The organism is Acinetobacter sp. BEC1-S18-ESBL-01, from assembly GCF_014169935.1.
Lineage (GTDB): Bacteria > Pseudomonadota > Gammaproteobacteria > Pseudomonadales > Moraxellaceae > Acinetobacter > Acinetobacter pittii.
Genome location: NZ_AP022302.1, coordinates 3,753,280 through 3,770,094, shown reverse-complemented (window position 1 = coordinate 3,770,094; position 16,815 = coordinate 3,753,280). Strand labels below are relative to the sequence as shown.

The following is a 16,815-nucleotide window of genomic DNA, read 5'->3' as shown; positions in this document are numbered from 1 at the left end:
CCACTATGGTGACCATAGAACATGCTTTCCTTATACCGGCCGAGATTGATAAGGTTTTTAAATATCTTGCAAACCCAGGCAATGATGCAAGCTGGCAATTGTCATGTAAGCATTCAGAGCTACTAGACACTACTCCGCGTGTGGGCAGCAAGTATGAACTCAATTTGAGCTTTGCTAGTCGTGAGTTAGCCTTTAAAGGTGAAATTACACATCTGGTACCGAACGAATTGTATGCCTTCCAAGTGTTAGAAGGACCGTTTTATTACAAAGGTACTTATCGCTTCAAACAGCATCCAGAAGGTACATGGATTGAATGGTTGTTTGAGGCAGAGCCGGGCGGCTTTTTTGGTGTATTTCCTAATGCACTGCTAAAAAAAATGGTTCTTGCCCAGTTCAAGAAAGATCTTGCTAATCTTCAGGCGCTAGCTCAGAAGGGTGGAACCTATGAGGCAGTGAGTACGCAAACGCAAGAGATTGAAGAGCCATCGGTAGAGGTCGAAAAAACATCGGAGAAGATTGAAGAACCATCGCCAGAGATCAAAAAACCATTGCAGGAGATCAAAGAGTCATCGCAAGAGATCGAAAAACCACTTCAAAAGACTCATCTAGTGATGGAGCAATATGCGCGATGGATTCTTAGACATCGCCGTATTGTACTGACAGTGGTCATGCTCTTGACGATTGCTTTGGCATATCTTGCATCTGGCGTAAAAATTATTATTGATCCAGGCGCACTTGCACCGAATGGGCATCCTTATATCACCTCGACCAAGCTGATCGAAAAAAAATTCGGCTCCAAATATATGGTTGTGATCGGTATTACACCGAAGCAAGGTGATATTTATCAGCCGCAAGTGTTGGAAAAAGTCAAACGTATTACCGAAGAAGTGGACAACGCCCCCGGCGTTGTTCGATCAACTATGATGAGTTTGGCTGCACGTCAAGCGAAAGGGATCATGGCTAATTCGGAAGGGTTTGATGCCAAAAAATTATTGCCGACCAGTTCAGTCACTCAGGATGATATCGATCAACTGAAAAAAGTGTTGGCAATGAATCCAACTTATATGAATTCAGTGGTGTCTAAAGATCAAAGAACTGCTGCAATTTTGCTTGAGCTTGAGGAAAGTCCAGAGGGCTTCCAGAAGATGATGGCTCCGATCAACAAAATTGTAGAAAGCGAACAATCTAAAGATATGACGCTCAGTGTCGGCGGTAATCCTGTCTATCTGGATAAAGCTGAAGATTACTCTAAGCGTATCAATATTTTGTTCCCGATTGCCGTATTGGTGATTGGATTGTTGCACTTTGAAGCATTCCGCAGTAAGCAGGGCTTGATTCTGCCACTCGTTACAGCTTTGTTGGCTGTGGCATGGGGTATGGGCATGATGGGGCTGTTCAAACAGCCGATGGATATCTTTAACTCGCCTACACCAATTTTGATTCTGGCTATTGCAGCAGGGCATGCCGTGCAGTTGCTCAAACGCTACTATGAAGATTTTGATCGTCTGATTGCTCAAGGGATGGAACCTAAAGCTGCCAATAGCGAAGCTGTGGTGCAGTCTTTAGTTCGTGTTGGTCCAGTTATGGTGCTGGCTGGCGGAATTGCGGCGGCTGGATTCTTCTCTCTGTTGACCTTCAATATTCCGACTATTCGTTCATTCGGTATTTTTACTGGAATCGGGATCATCAGTACGCTGATCATTGAGATGACTTTTATTCCAGCACTACGCTCAATGTTGCCACCGCCTTCGGTTACGAAGGTCAAACGCAAAGGGCTACCGATCTGGGATTGGATTCCAAATCGTATTGGCGATGCCATTTTGTCAGTTCGTCCACGAATGATATTAATGACTGCGATTGCGGGAATTGGCGTCTTTCTTGCGATCGGCACGAGCCGTATTGTGGTAGATAACGATAGTCGGAATTTCTTCTCTCGTGACCTACCGATGCAGCAGGATGACAGGTTCTTGAATCAGTCACTTGGTGGCACAAACAGCCTTTATATTATGGTCGATACGAAGGTCCGTGACGGTATTGAAAACCCAGAGATCCTAAAAGCGATTGATAATACAGAGAAGTTCGCGAATTCAATTCCAGAGGTTGGTAAAACAATCTCTATCGTGGACTATATCAAAAGGATGAATCAGGCAATGAATGCCGATCAGCCACAGGCATTTCAGGTTCCTGCAACCAAAGATGTTGTTGCTCAATATCTGCTGTTGTATTCAATGTCTGGTGAGCCGACTGATTTTGAATCCTACATTGATACTACTCAGCGCTATGCCAAGATCACGATTCTTATGAAAACGGGCAGCAACCACCGTATCAAAGAAATCCTTGAGTCGCTAAAAACGTATATGGCGGCTCAATTGGGTGACAAGGCTGTAGTGAGTTTTGGTGGTGACGTGACGCAAACCATTGCTTTGACTGAGACAATGGTTCACGGCAAGCTTATGAACATTCTACAAATTTCATTTGCCGTATTCTTTATTTCAGCACTGGTCTTCCGTTCGATTTCAGCTGGACTGATTGTTCTGACACCACTTTTGTTCTCAATTCTTGCCATCTTTGGTGTGATGGGCTGGCTCGACATTCCGCTCAATATTCCAAATTCCCTTATCTCGGCCATGGCTGTAGGTATTGGTGCGGATTACGCAATTTATTTCCTCTATCGTTTGCGTGAAATCTTGCGCGAAGAAGGTGGAGATATCAAAGATGCTATTCGTAAAACATTAAGTACTGCTGGTAAAGCTTCTCTTTTTGTCGCGACTGCGGTCGCTGGCGGGTATGGCGTATTGTCGTTGTCGCAAGGCTTCCACGTACATCAATGGCTGGCGATGTTTATTGCGATTGCGATGCTATTCAGTGTGTTTGCAACCTTAATTATGGTACCTACAATGATTTTAATATTAAAACCTCGTTTCATCTTTTCCTCAAATAAGAAAAGCATCCCTGTTGCACAAACTGTCGTGACAAGCCTTTTGTTAGGTACTGCGCTCACCTTTTCATTACCTAAAACATCTCATGCAGATGAAGTTCAAGACATTGTTAATCGTAGTGATGATGCCTCTAAATTTCTGACCTCAAGTGCTAGTGCCAAATTTATTTTGACTTCTAAAAATGGTGAGCAACGTGTGCGCTTGACTAAAAATATGACCAAGCTTGCTGGAAATACTCAGAACAATATGCGTTTGACCGAGTTCATCTCGCCTGCAGATGTACAGGGAACCACGACGCTATTGATTGAGAACTCAAAAGGCAGTGATAGCATGTTTGTCTATTTGCCTGCATTGAAAAAAGTACGTCGTCTTGCCTCAGCGAATAAGGGGGATGCTTTTATTGGTACGGACTTTAGTTATGGTGATGTACTTGGCTATAAGCTAAGTGACTGGAAGTACACGAAACTTGCAGATAGCAAATTTAATGGCAAAGATTGCTACATGATCGAAGCAACGCCAATTAATAATACGGTGAAGAGTGACTTTGGTTATAGCAAACGTCGCATGTGCATACTCAAAGACAACTTTGTTACAGCAACCATCGACATTTGGGATACAGCAGGCAAGCCGTTAAAGCATATTGAGTTCACGGATATCCGTCCTTACGGCAAAGTGAAACCAAGATGGCAAGCCATGAAATCTATGGCGAAGAATCTGCAAACTCAGCATATGACACAAGTGATCGTCAATGATTTTGTCGCAGAAAAAACCTTATCGGATAAGCTTTTCTCACCTCAGAGTCTTGAAAAATGACGCAAGGTGCCTATTGGGTATTTGCATGCTGCAGTAGCTTTATGCTACTGCAGCATGCTTATGCAGATGACAGCGAAATGAGTTTTGTGAGCCAGAACTCAGCCAGACTCGATGTCTGGTCATCAGATCGTGATTTAAGTTCGTTAAAAAACATTGGGCAAGCAAGTTTCTGGTCCAATGGTACGCTCAAGTTTAACCCTGAGTTTAAGATCCATTACGGCATAAATATTGGAGACGAAACGGACCATACTGTAAACCCAGATCAGGTGAGTAAGGTGAATCGCAACTTACGTGAGTTGTACGCCTCTTACAACTGGGATCAGACGTTCTATCTAGATGTTGGTCGCCAGATTGTCGTGTGGGGGAGAGCTGATGGGATTAATCCAACAGATAATCTATCGCCCCGTGACTATACGCGCCTAGTACCAGATGAAACAGATCAACGTCTTGGAAATGATGCAATCAAATTGACATATATTCCTGAATCTGGAACCAATAAATGGACTGCATTGTGGTATCCGCGTAGTCGTTCAGATGTGATTCCATTGCGTCAGATTGCTGGTGTTCAATATGACATAGACCGTAAGAGTCGTCCTGCATTTGCAATGCGCTGGGATTATTCTGTAGATGGTTTAGATGTTGGTGCATCATATTTCTCGGGTTTGGATCATATGCCCGATCTGTCAGTTCTTTCAGCGTCTCCAACAGGAGAGGCCATATTGCAACTGAAAAATAATCCTATGTCTGTTTATGGATTTGATTTCAGTTATAACCATAACGATCTTGTGTGGCGAGGTGAAGCGGCCTATACCCAAACTGATTCAGAAGGTAGTGAAGATCTTACGCACAAAAAAAATAATCTGAATGTAGTCATCGGTCCAGAATTAGCATTGAAGAATTCCACCGTGAGTTTAGTAGCTGTCTATAAACATACGGAGGACTTAAGATCTGCTGATAGTCTAACAAATCCATTATTGAGAACAGTTTACCGTTATCAGCAAACCATCAGTAACCAATATGAGCGCGATCAGTATGGAGCTATGCTGCGCTATGCGCTTAACCTCCTGAATGACAATCTAAAGTTAGAAGTAACAGGTTTCTATTTTGCACCAGAGCCTAATGAGATGTTGAGAGTTCGTATTAATTACAACCTTAATGATCATTGGCAATTGAATGCAGGTGGCGATCGATTCTGGGGCAGAAATGATACGGTGTTAGGACAATTTAGAGATAACAGTCTGGTGTATGCCCAGGTTCGATATAACTTTTAAGATAATTCGCTCCAAAAATAATGCTGGAGTTTGCAGTCCCTAATTAAGGTGATTTATGAATAATTTAAATAATGCAAAAAAAGATAATTTTTCACGGAAGACCATATTAGTAACAGGTGCAGCAGGTTTTATTGGCAGCAGATTGATCGTTGAACTTCTACGAGAAGGTCATCAGGTGATTGCTGCACTACGCAATGCGGCAACTAAGAAAGAAAAGCTATTAGGTTTCATTGCAACACAAGGGCTGACAGATCCATCTATTTCTTTTGTTGAGTATGATTTAAGTCATGACTTTAAGTTGGACTCTCTACTAACGGATGCTCAAACAAAGATCCATGTTGTTTATCATCTTGCAGCATCATTTAATTGGGGCATTAGCAAAGCTGAAGCTCAGCGTACGAATGTAAAATCAGGACTTGCTCTGATTGAATGGGCTGCGACATTGAAGCAGCTTGAGCGATTTATCTGGATTGGTGGATATCGAGTCGCTACTCCACCGCAAGAGTCTGCTGATAATTTGTATTATAAATATGGTGGTTACGAAGCTTCGAAAATTTTAGGGCATCAGGCTTTTATTGAGACATGTAAGCGTTTAAATGTGCCATGGACCGCAATAAATCCGGCGACAGTCATTGATGGTTTTTATACTTATGGTGATATGCAATATATTGGTATTGCCGAAATGATTGATAAGTTATATCAAGGACGTCTGCTGGCGCTGCCTGGTGGGAGTGATACATTCCTACCACTCTGCAATATGCAATATATCGTGAGCTTTCTCATCCGAACTATATCTTTTCCTGAGACTATTGCTCAGGAGTATGTGTTACTTGATCCTGCGACACCTAAATGTCATCGTCTAGTTAACCTAGCTGCTGAGCACTTAGGGGTTAGCGCACCACATTTGCAAATACCTAAAGTTCTGCTCGAGAAATTACCTGAGGCATTGCTTGGTGGCTCAAAAGAGCAGCTCGCTTTCATTTCTAATGAAAACTATCATGTCGCTGAAACAGAAAAGATGGCTGTTAAGATGGGTATCGCAGACCTAATCAATACCAGTGCTTATTTTTCTCGTTGGATTGATCGTCTAGTGCTTACACGTTTTGGTCGTATGCAAGCACCAACACCTAGCTGTTTCAGCTATCAGAATCGATATTGGACAGAAATCTATACTAAACAACCAGTTGGTTCAGAAAAATCTTCTGCATTATTTTTACATGGTATTCCATTCGATAGCACATGTTGGCTCCCAATAATTAATAAAATCACCTATGATCAGGTCGCTATGATGGACCTACCTGGACTTGGGCGTTCAGGTAGTTATGAGGTGATGAAAGATAATAATCATCAGTTTATTGATAATGCTGCAAAGTTTTTAGCACCAAATAGTGTTGTTATTGCTCACTCGTTAGGATGTTTATTTGCATTGAGTCTTGCACAGAAATATCCAAATAAAGTTGCACGTCTTATCCTTATATCGCCTTATTTCGTGCAGGCACAGGCCGCAAAAATATTTCAAATACAAACGATCTCTAATCTAATTTTCCGTTTTGTATCGAAAGATAAAATTGCTAAAAATCTGCATCCAGATGGACAAAAAAATCTATCTGTTGGTTATGCGATGGATTCATTACACCGGGTGTCGGTAGCCAAGCATATTAGTGAGTATATGCATCGTATTAGTTTACCTCAGCAGAGAGTATCTCAAACAGCTTTGTTAAACGAACTTGGTTCTAAAGTTGAAATCATTGTTGGAGAGAAGGATCCAATTGTTACTACAATAAATCCTAATATCCCTGTACATATCATTACTGGCGCAGGCCATAATCCGCACGTTACCCATGTAGAAGCGGTTTATGATTACCTCACATCAGTTCTAACCAAATACATCAGCACCACAGCACAGCTCAGTGATGTCTGATATTTCCAAAGTACAGGTTTATGTCTGCCCAGTTTCACGGGTGCCACAAAACCACTTAATATTGAGTCATTATCTCAGCTTTCTCAATACGGCAGAAAAGTTGAGATATGATCAATATCGTCCTCAGGCTGCACGTCTTTTCTTAATTTCTCGTGTGTTAACGAAGTCTGTTTTAGCAGATAAGTTGGGTATTTCACCCCATGAGGTCAACATTCAATTACAACCTAACGGCAAACCTTTTATACAAGGCAATAAAGCTGTTTATTTCAATCTTAGTCATTCAGCAGATGTTATTGTTCTTGTGGTGACTGAAGAAGGAGAAATAGGAGTCGATGTTGAACGGGTAGATCGTGAGTTCGATTGGATGCGTGTCGATAGCGTGTTAGCGCCAAGTGAAATTGAATGGATTCAGGAAAATGAAAGAATTGATCCATCCACTGTATATCAACGGTTTTTTCAAATATGGACCTTAAAAGAATCCTATATTAAATGTACTGGTGAAGGAATGAGTCGTCATTTAAAGAAGCTCAACTTTCATGTGTTAGCTGAACATATAGAGTTTCTCGATTCAACTCGTGATATTCAAAAGACAAAAGAATATTATTTCCAAAGCTATGTCTATGATCATAACTTTATCTTTTCAATCTGTTTACAGCAGCTTCTTGCCCAAGAAAAATTGGATCTGGATTGTTTTCAATTAGTGCCATGCATATCTACGCATCGCATAACGCCAGTACTCTGCAAATATAATTAGATTAACTCGATACAATTAGTGGTTTAAAAATCTGAGTCTATCGATGAAATACTCGGCCTTGAGCTGAGCTATCCTCAGAATATGCTGTGAATCGATAGAACGTAAAATCATGGGTCGATAAAAAGAAAAAAGCCCCAGTCTTTCGACTAGGGCCTTTTAAATTTGGAGCGGGAAACGAGACTCGAACTCGCGACCCCAACCTTGGCAAGGTTATGCTCTACCAACTGAGCTATTCCCGCATATATAAGCAGTTTTTACTAAAACTTTCTCAAAAAAAACCAATTTGGAGCGGGAAACGAGACTCGAACTCGCGACCCCAACCTTGGCAAGGTTATGCTCTACCAACTGAGCTATTCCCGCGTGCCGCTTATAATACATTAAGCAAAACAAGGGTCAACAACTTTATGCAAATAATTATGCTGATTGCATAAAATAAAAACAGAAATGAGCATTTAGCGGTATTTTTGTTGTTAAGTTGCCGAATAAATAGACATTTTGTTTGAAGTCAAAGCATACAAGAGCAACTTTTGTTTGTGTGTAGACAAGGTATACTAGGTTCAAATATACGAATAATCGTAAAAGGAAAAGCTATGAGCCTTGAACAACAGTTGATTGAACGGTTACAAACACTTGCACCTAGCCATTTGGAAGTGCTCAATGAGTCTGCCGGGCACGGTGGTTATTTTCCAGGTAAGGAATCTCATTTTAAAGTGATTATAGTGAGCGACGAATTTAATGGATTGCGTTTAGTTCAACGTCATCAAAAAGTATACGCCTTAGCTTCTGATTTGATGAATCCGGGCCAAATTCATGCTTTAGCGATTCATGCTTATTTGCCAAGTGAGTGGCAAGGTCAAGCACCTGCTAGCCCAGAATGTGCACATGCACCTAAAAGCTAAGGGTTAATTTCATGGATGCACATTTACTCACTAAAATTATTCATATGACTGCGGTAGCTGCCGCACTTATGGTCTTTGTTTTACGCGCTTCAACTCTGTTTATAGGTGTTCAAGGTGAACAACCCAATCCAGCAGGGCGTAAAGTATTAGTTGCCTTACAACATTTGTCATTTACCGTGGTTTTCATTACGGGTGCAATTTTGTTAGTCATGAAAGACTTTCAAGTACAACCGTGGTTTTACGCTAAAATTATTCTATTTTTAGTGTTGTTATCTTCCCTGATGAAAGCCTTTAAAAAAGATGACACTCTTTTGTTGGCACAGCGCCGTGCAGGTTTAGTCATTAGTGCGATTGCATTTATTGCTATTATTATCTTAGTGATTGTGAAACCTGTTTTTGCTTAATTGTTCTACATTCTTTGCCTTTTTGATTAAGCTCTAGGTTAAACTGCGTACAGTAAAATAATATGCAGAGGGAAACATGTTAACTCGTGTGGTGTTTAACCAAAAAGGCGGTGTAGGGAAATCAAGTATTACTGTAAATTTGGCTGCAATTAGTGCCAAACATGGCTTAAGAACATTGGTGATCGATCTTGATCCTCAAGCCAATTCTAGTCAGTATCTTTTAGGTGACGAAGCAACCTATTCTGCTGAAAAATCAATTTTAGAGCCAAATATCGAAAATTTCTTTGATGATGTGTTGGGCAACAATCAACAAAAGGGTTTAATCGGTAACGCATTAGGTTCAATTTTAAAAGCTCCAAGAAATAAAGATCTCGACAGTTTTGTTCATTCAACTCCTTTTGCAAAATTAGATGTGCTCCCAGCTAGCCCTACACTTGGCGCGCTTGAACATGCGCTTGAAAGTAAACATAAAATTTATAAATTACGTGATTCGATCCAAAACTTAGTTGGGCGATATGACCGTATCTATATAGACACACCACCAGCATTTAACTTTTTTACTCTTTCTGCTCTGATTGCGGCAGATAAAGTACTTATTCCTTTCGACTGTGATGTTTTTTCAAAGCGTGCGTTACAAACATTGATTGAAAATGTTCTCGAAACGCAAGATGATCATAATGATCGCTTGGAAATTGAAGGAATTGTGGTGAATCAATTCCAATCCCAAGCAAAATTACCTCGGGAAGTGGTTCAGCAGTTAAAAGATGAAGGGTTGCCTGTACTCAATAGCATGTTACCGCCTTCGATTTTGATGAAAGAATCGCATCAGAAAAATTTACCTTTGGCCCATTTGGCACCCGAACATAAATTGACTCAAGCTTATGAGACATTGTTTGGTGAGATTGAGCCAAAACGATAAGAGAAAAATGATGAAAGGCTTATATATTGCGCCTTTGGTGGCAGCCACTTTACTCCTTGGCGCTTGTGCTACAACGGTAAAACCGACTTATGTGTCTCCAACACAATATCAATCTTTGAGCTGCCAACAGCTACAAAGTGAATATAACCGTATTCAGCAATATATCGACAATGGCGTGCAAACTCCAAAAAGTACAGGTATGGGTGTTGGTCTTGGACTCGGTGGTGGCTGGGGACGAGGTGGTTGGGGATTCGGCCCATCTATTTCTGTAAACATGGGACAGTCTTCTTCAACGAAAAATACCGAACTTTCACGTGTTTTAGGCCAACAAGAAGCGATTGTTCAGGCTGCTCAGTTCAAGAATTGTCCAATTATTGTCCGTAAAAAGACCAATTAATAGTCAACTTTACATCACAATATGCTAACTAAGGCATGTTGTGATGAATAAAGTTTAGCAAAATGTTTCATAATAAAATTAATATAAATAAGTGGTTTATCAATTTTTAAGCTTCCAAAATTCTGTATTTTCTGTAATCAAAAAGCCTTATAAACTTGCTATATTTTGCCTGTTTCGTTTAAGGTGGCCCCATCTTGGATATTATGGAAACTTTATGATTGAGAGTTGGTTTTTTGTATTGGCAATGTTGGCTGTTTTGCTCATTCCTGGGCCGACAAATGCTTTACTTGCAACCGCTGCTCATTCTCAAGGTTTATCTAAAGCATTTTGGCTTATTCCTATGGAATGGTTAGGCTATGCCTACGGTATTAGCTTTTGGGCTGTGTTTATTCATTTGGCAGCACCAGTTTGGCCGGCGTTATTGCTCATTTTACATATTACAAGTGTGGCGTATGTGTTCTGGATGGCATTCCGATTATGGAAAACCACCCATTTACAACAATTTAGTCAAACTCACCGTAACATTCGCCCACGTCAATTATTCTTCTCAACCTTAAAAAATCCGAAATCTTTACTTTTTGCTGCAGGTATTTTCCCTGCCGAAACATGGAATTCGCCTGAAAATTGTCTAATGGTATTTGGTATTTTTACATTGACGCTCATTCCAGCTGCGAGTTTCTGGATGATTTTTGGACGTGCACTATTAACGGGCCCAGTACAAAAAATAAAAGCCGATCATTTATATAAAGGATCGGCTATGTTGCTTATTTTATGTATGCTTCCAGTGGTATTCCGTTTCTTCTAAATTAAGCCTTAAGTATTGGTTTTCCGGCTTTTTAGTTTTTCACGTATAAAGCCGATGATGCCCGGTAAAACACTAATAATAATGATGCCAAAAATAAGATGAGTGAAGTTGTCTTTAACGATTGGCATATTTCCAAATAGATAGCCTAACGCCACAAAAGAAGCGACCCAACAAAATGCGCCAATCACATTATAAGTTAAGAAAAACTTATAGTTCATGCTACCAGCACCCGCAACAAAAGGGGCAAAAGTACGGGCAAATGGAACAAAGCGAGCAAAAATAATTGTTTTGCCACCATGACGAGCAAAGAATTCTTGGGTTTTAATTAAATGCTGCTTATTAATGAATCGTGAATTCATTTCAAATACACGTGGACCGATAAAACGACCAATATGGTAGTTCACTGTATCGCCTAAAACGGCAGCAATGAAGAGTAGAGCACCCAATAACCATGGATCCATCGCACCTGTAGATGCTGCTAAAGCACCAGCTGCAAATAGTAGACTATCTCCCGGTAAAAACGGCATAACCACTAAACCGGTTTCGACAAAGATAATTAAAAATAAAATGCCATAAATCCACGTCCCGTAATTTGTAATAAACTCGGCGAGATGTTGATCAACGTGTAGAATAAAATCAAGAAGTTCCATGAGATGATTAAGTGGTAAACCGTGCTCAAATCCTAGCAGTGACCCTATAGAAAGTCAGTATAAAACATCAAAAATATACAAATTGATCATCCTGTTTGTGCAACGATATATATGGATTTTGAGTATTTAATTATCAATGTCCCAAACCTAGAATGAGCTCATCAATAAATAAGCATTTAAATAAAGGTGGCAAAATGTTTAATCCAAATGTAGTGGTCAAAAATATCGTAACACAATCAGGCGCGGACAGTTTTATTAGCCTTATTGCTCGTCTTCTTATGGCTTATATCTTCCTTGTTGCTGGTTGGGGGAAAATTACCGGTTATGCAGCAACTGCAGGATATATGGAAGCAATGGGTGTACCAGGTGGAATTCTCCCATTAGTTATCTTGGTTGAGTTTGGTGGTGGTTTAGCCTTGTTATTTGGTTTCCAAGCGCGCTTTGCAGCTTTCGGTCTTGGTATCTTTAGTATTTTAACTGCATTCTTGTTCCACCAAGGTGGGGCTGACGCAGCAGCACAATACAATAATGGCATCCATTTTATGAAAAACTTAGCAATGGCAGGTGGTTTATTCTTCCTAATGCTTCATGGTGCTGGCCGTATTAGTCTGGATCATGCAATCGAAAAATAAGATATAAGACAAAAGAAAACCGGATGAGCAATTCATCCGGTTTTTTATTTCTTTATTTAGAAATTAAAGCATAAATTGGATTTGCAATTCCCCAACCACGAAACCAAGAACTGCGCCGACTGCAATCAAGGCCCACTCATCTTCTTTAAATGCAGGACGTAACATCCCTTCAAATTCAGAAGGTGTTAATTTTTGCATACGCTCAATGAGTGTGCTACGAATATTCATTGCATCTTCTGCATAAGACTCTACATATTTCATCGTCTCTGGAAGCTGTTGCATAATACGTTCAGCAACTTGTGATTTCATATTCTGATATTTTTCTCCGCCAATTGCATATACAACTAACGGACGAATAACCCCAGCTTGCATATCAATTTCTTGTTTGACATGGCGGTTAACCAGATCAATAACACGTGCAGAATGTGTACCAGAAAATAACTCTTCCATCATGTGACGTGAAGTTAAAAGCTGCTTAGAAATTAAAGCTGCATAGTCAGCTGCAACTTCATTTTGACGTTTAATAAACAGACCTTGCCATGTGTAACCCAATATCTTTTTAGGATAAAGTGGTCTAAACATCATTTGCAGTGCAATCCAGTCACTGAAGAAACCCACAAAACCACCAAATAAAGGTAGCATCCAAGGATATTTTCCTTGAGTGACAATCCAGCACAGCATCTGAATTACACCAATACCGAAGCCAAATACAAAGCCTACATTACTGAAAAATTTAAATTCTTGTTTCCCTACACGTTTAAAAATATTGTTGAGCAAACGTTTATCTTTAAGCAAGTTGCTGATAACAAGATGTTTAATATCAAAGTATCGATTCACATCACGTTGTACTTCGCTCATGATGTGTTCAACAATTTCTGGTGCTTTGGATTGCACACGACGGATGAGTCTTTGGCGAGCAAATTCTGGCATGCCCTCCCATAAACCAGGCTGATACTCTTGAGCAACGTCACGGGTAATATCTTCAGCCGCTGCAAGTAGGGGTTTTTCTATTTCTTTGGCAATACGTTTAGGATCTAGGCGTGCAAAAATTTCTTCAGGCTTAATGAGCTTTGCTGTCATGAGCTCAACAGCAATGGTTGCCATTTTCTCGGCTTTGCGAGGCACGATGCCTTGCCAACCCAAAAATGGTTTAATACCTTTAAATTCAAGTGGTGAAAACATCATCTGGATGGCAACCACCTTGGTGATATAGCCAATTAAACCACTCATAAAAGGAATAGAGACATACAACCAAAAATGTTGCTGGAAATCTGCAATCATAGTTTGAAGCATTGTTGTTCCTTAGATTTCTATTGATTTTGATAGGGGGCAACAAGCCATAAAAATGGATAATTGTTTAAGCACAGACAAATATCGCTTATGGTATTTACCTTTCCATGGTAATGCCTGTTTTATCGGCTCATCTTAACATCAAATTCAAGGTGATGTTGCATAGAATGTGATGAATTTATCAATACACATGGAGTTTTTAAGCGTAACCCATACAGTTGATAAATATAAGTAAATTTTGATTTATATCAAACAATCCAATTATAGAAATGATTCTGATATGAAAAAAATAAGATATATGATGATTTGCGGTGCGCCGAAGCGCGAAAAATGTTAAAATGGCGCGCTTAATTCTTTTGCCATTTAGTGGTTTGTCATGACTACCAATACTCAAATTACTGAAGATCGTATCCTGATTCTGGATTTCGGCTCTCAATATAGTCAGCTCATTGCACGTCGTGTACGTGAAGCTGGTGTTTACTCTGAAATGTATGCTTTTGATATGTCTGAAGAAGACATTCGCGCTTTTAAGCCAAATGGCATTATTTTGTCAGGTGGACCTGAGAGTGTGCATGAAGAAGGCAGCCCTCGCGCACCACAAGTAGTGTTTGAGTTAGGCGTTCCAGTATTGGGTATTTGCTATGGCTTGCAAACCATGTCTGAACAGTTAGGCGGTAAAGTTGAGCCAGGTACTGTACATGAGTTTGGTTATGCCGAAGTTGATATCGTTAAACGCGACCAACTGATTGGTAACTTACAAGACCGTGAAAACCAACTTCATGTTTGGATGAGTCATGGTGACAAAGTTAGCCAGATTCCAGAAGGCTTTACCATTACTGCAAGCACACCAAGCTGTCCAGTTGCTGCTGTAAGTGATGAAGCGCGTCGTTTCTATGGCGTGCAATTCCACCCAGAAGTAACACACACGGCAAAAGGTGAAGAGTTACTTGCAAACTTCGTTCATAAAATTTGTGGATGTGGTGGCCTTTGGACACCTGAACACATCATCGATTTACGTGTAGAACAATTACGTGAACAAATCGGTAATGAAAAAGTTCTTTTAGGCCTTTCAGGTGGTGTTGACTCATCTGTCGTTGCTGCGCTTTTACACAAAGCAATTGGCGACCAGCTAACATGTGTATTTGTTGATAACGGTTTACTTCGTTTAAACGAAGGTGACCAAGTGATGCAAATGTTTGCTGAAAACATGGGTATCCGTGTTATTCGTGCAGATGCTGAACAACGTTTCTTAACTGCATTGGCTGGTGAAGTTGATCCAGAGAAAAAACGTAAAATCATTGGTCGTGAATTCATTGAGGTATTTGCTGAAGAAGCACGTAAACTTGATGGCGTGAAATTCTTGGCACAAGGTACGATTTACCCAGACGTAATCGAATCTGCTGCAAGCAAACAAGGTAAAGCACACGTAATTAAATCACACCACAACGTGGGTGGTTTACCAGAAGATTTAGCATTTGAATTGGTAGAGCCTTTACGTGACTTGTTCAAAGACGAAGTTCGTAAGTTAGGTACTACACTTGGTTTGCCACATAGCATGATTTACCGTCATCCATTCCCGGGCCCTGGTTTAGGTGTTCGTATTTTGGGTGAAGTGAAGAAAGAATATGCTGATATTCTTCGTCTTGCTGATGACATCTTCATGCAAGAGCTTCGTGACAGCGGTTGGTATGATAAAACTGCTCAAGCGTTTGCCGTATTCCAACCTGTTAAGTCAGTTGGTGTAGTAGGTGATGGTCGTCGTTATGCATGGGTAATTGCGCTTCGTGCAGTTGAAACGGTTGACTTTATGACAGCTCGTTTTGCACATTTACCATACGAATTGGTTGATAAAATCTCAACGCGTATTATGAATGAAATTAAAGATGTATCACGTGTTGTATACGACGTGTCATCTAAACCACCAGCAACGATTGAGTGGGAATAATTTTCCTCTAGTTGTTGTTAAAAAAGGACGCATTAGCGTCCTTTTTTATTACTTAGATTTTAAAGCTAAAAATTAATTTTGATAACTATCAAAGCAATAGATCAAAGCTTATTACTTTTACTTGATTAAAGATATATTAAGATATATCTTAATAATTATAAATTGATCATTTTGGATATTAAAAGATGAAACAACAATCAGAACAGCATCATGCTGAACATCATCGTTCGGGACGCCGTGGGAGACTTTTTGAAGCTGGACGCATGAAACTTTTGGTGCTTCATCTCATTCAGCAAAACCCAAAGCATGGTTATGAAATTATTAAAGAAATAAGTGATTTGGTAGGCGATGGCTATACGCCAAGCGCAGGAACAATTTATCCAACATTAACCAGTCTTGAAGAAATGAATTTGATTAATTTGCTGGATGTAGAGCGTAAGCAATATCAAATCACGGAATTTGGGAAGGCTTATTTAACTGAACAACAAGACAAGTTGAAAGAGTTATTAGAAAAACTACGTTTAAGACGAGAAATCCACAGTAATGATGAATTAATCGAAATTCACCGTGCAATGGAAAACCTAAAAACAGCCTTACGGTTGAAGTTGAACTCGGCAGGTTTACAGCAAGAGCAGATTTATCAAATTGCCGAAAAAATTGATCAGGTTGCTGTTGCTATTGGGCGCCTATAAATCGACCCTAAACAAGTTGAAATTTTTCAAAGTTATTAATTTTAAGAGAGAATTTATATATGAAACAACATCAATATCATGTCACGGTACAACACTTAAAAAATGCAAAAGGAGAAGCTTCAACTTATACTGAACGCCTTGAATTCTATGCGGGAAATCATGACGATATTTTTGAAATTGTTGAACGCTTAAAAAAAGCAGATTTTTTTGATGATGAAACTACAAAATCTTTTGGAGTTGGGCTAAAACTTTTTAGTGAGGTTATGCTTGAAAACCGTGACCACCCACTATTTCAAGAGTTTCTCCCACAATTTGGTCAATTTATGAAAAACCTGAAACAGCTCGTTAAAACTCAATCATCTTAAGCTGCTCAATGCAGCTTTAATGTTATGTAATTAACAAATGATTGTCTCATTCATGGCACCCTGTGTATTACTAAAAGACTATATTGAATAATGAGTGTATTGTTAAGATCATTACAACG

The 16,815-nt window shown here is 39.8% G+C and carries 15 protein-coding genes and 2 tRNA genes; 13 read left to right on the top strand and 4 right to left on the bottom strand.

Going from position 1 to position 16,815, the window contains the following annotated elements; translation table 11 throughout:
- Positions 1–5: 5 nt before the first annotated feature.
- Genes H7R46_RS17955 through H7R46_RS17940 form a run of 4 tightly spaced genes read left to right on the top strand, consistent with a single transcriptional unit; the run spans position 6 to position 7,698 of the window.
- Positions 6–3,752 (top strand): outer membrane lipoprotein-sorting protein, encoded by a 3,747-nt coding sequence (locus H7R46_RS17955; protein ID WP_182924228.1) that lies wholly within the window; start codon positions 6–8, stop codon positions 3,750–3,752.
- The gene (locus H7R46_RS17950; RefSeq protein ID WP_086260860.1) at positions 3,749–5,023 is read left to right on the top strand and encodes a porin; all 1,275 of its coding nucleotides are present in this window, start codon (positions 3,749–3,751) and stop codon (positions 5,021–5,023) included. The genes H7R46_RS17955 and H7R46_RS17950 overlap by 4 nt, the downstream gene beginning before the upstream one ends.
- 55 nt (positions 5,024–5,078) lie before the next feature.
- Positions 5,079–6,944: an alpha/beta fold hydrolase gene (locus tag H7R46_RS17945; RefSeq protein ID WP_086260861.1), complete on the top strand. Its 1,866-nt coding sequence runs from the start codon at positions 5,079–5,081 to the stop codon at positions 6,942–6,944.
- Complete coding sequence (locus H7R46_RS17940; protein ID WP_182924227.1) at positions 6,937–7,698, top strand: 4'-phosphopantetheinyl transferase family protein; 762 nt, start codon at positions 6,937–6,939, stop codon at positions 7,696–7,698. The genes H7R46_RS17945 and H7R46_RS17940 overlap by 8 nt, the downstream gene beginning before the upstream one ends.
- Before the next feature lie 163 nt (positions 7,699–7,861).
- Here H7R46_RS17940 and H7R46_RS17935 read toward each other — a convergent pair.
- Positions 7,862–7,937, bottom strand: a tRNA-Gly gene (locus H7R46_RS17935).
- Positions 7,938–7,982: 45 nt separating this feature from the next.
- A tRNA-Gly gene (locus tag H7R46_RS17930) sits at positions 7,983–8,058 on the bottom strand.
- A 230-nt stretch (positions 8,059–8,288) separates the two neighbouring features.
- Between H7R46_RS17930 and H7R46_RS17925 the strand changes: the two genes are divergently transcribed.
- The 5 genes from H7R46_RS17925 to H7R46_RS17905 all read left to right on the top strand — a co-directional run bounded on the left by H7R46_RS17925 (position 8,289) and on the right by H7R46_RS17905 (position 11,122).
- Positions 8,289–8,597, top strand: coding sequence for a BolA family protein (locus H7R46_RS17925; RefSeq protein ID WP_032038538.1), 309 nt, complete (start codon positions 8,289–8,291; stop codon positions 8,595–8,597).
- 11 nt (positions 8,598–8,608) lie between these two features.
- Positions 8,609–9,001, top strand: coding sequence for a SirB2 family protein (locus tag H7R46_RS17920; protein ID WP_005071964.1), 393 nt, complete (start codon positions 8,609–8,611; stop codon positions 8,999–9,001).
- 76 nt (positions 9,002–9,077) lie between these two features.
- A complete protein-coding gene (locus H7R46_RS17915) occupies positions 9,078–9,920 on the top strand; it encodes a ParA family protein (protein ID WP_005071966.1) in 843 nt (280 codons plus the stop codon).
- 10 nt (positions 9,921–9,930) lie between these two features.
- On the top strand, positions 9,931–10,317 hold the full coding sequence (locus H7R46_RS17910) for a hypothetical protein (protein WP_002114091.1): 387 nt from the start codon (positions 9,931–9,933) through the stop codon (positions 10,315–10,317).
- A 214-nt stretch (positions 10,318–10,531) separates the two neighbouring features.
- Positions 10,532–11,122 carry a LysE family translocator gene (locus H7R46_RS17905; protein WP_069141660.1) on the top strand — a complete coding sequence of 197 codons (591 nt, stop codon included), beginning with the start codon at positions 10,532–10,534 and terminating at the stop codon, positions 11,120–11,122.
- 8 nt (positions 11,123–11,130) lie between these two features.
- On the opposite strand, the gene H7R46_RS17900 is transcribed toward H7R46_RS17905, so the two are convergent.
- On the bottom strand, positions 11,131–11,772 hold the full coding sequence (locus H7R46_RS17900) for a DedA family protein (RefSeq protein WP_086260862.1): 642 nt from the start codon (positions 11,770–11,772) through the stop codon (positions 11,131–11,133).
- Between the two features lie 194 nt (positions 11,773–11,966).
- On the opposite strand from H7R46_RS17900, the gene H7R46_RS17895 reads away from it, so the two are divergent.
- On the top strand, positions 11,967–12,404 hold the full coding sequence (locus H7R46_RS17895) for a DoxX family protein (protein WP_002114126.1): 438 nt from the start codon (positions 11,967–11,969) through the stop codon (positions 12,402–12,404).
- A gap of 63 nt (positions 12,405–12,467) precedes the next feature.
- Here the strand turns inward: H7R46_RS17895 and H7R46_RS17890 are convergent, their stop codons facing one another.
- Positions 12,468–13,685, bottom strand: coding sequence for a DUF445 domain-containing protein (locus H7R46_RS17890; RefSeq protein WP_014208114.1), 1,218 nt, complete (start codon positions 13,683–13,685; stop codon positions 12,468–12,470).
- A gap of 385 nt (positions 13,686–14,070) precedes the next feature.
- Between H7R46_RS17890 and guaA the strand changes: the two genes are divergently transcribed.
- From guaA to H7R46_RS17875, 3 genes are all read left to right on the top strand, one after another.
- A complete protein-coding gene (gene guaA, locus H7R46_RS17885; RefSeq protein WP_002114136.1) occupies positions 14,071–15,639 on the top strand; it encodes a glutamine-hydrolyzing GMP synthase in 1,569 nt (522 codons plus the stop codon).
- Between the two features lie 185 nt (positions 15,640–15,824).
- On the top strand, positions 15,825–16,331 hold the full coding sequence (locus H7R46_RS17880) for a PadR family transcriptional regulator (RefSeq protein ID WP_086260863.1): 507 nt from the start codon (positions 15,825–15,827) through the stop codon (positions 16,329–16,331).
- Positions 16,332–16,390: 59 nt separating this feature from the next.
- Positions 16,391–16,696, top strand: coding sequence for a DUF3861 domain-containing protein (locus tag H7R46_RS17875; protein ID WP_002114086.1), 306 nt, complete (start codon positions 16,391–16,393; stop codon positions 16,694–16,696).
- The last annotated feature ends 119 nt before the right edge of the window (positions 16,697–16,815 follow it).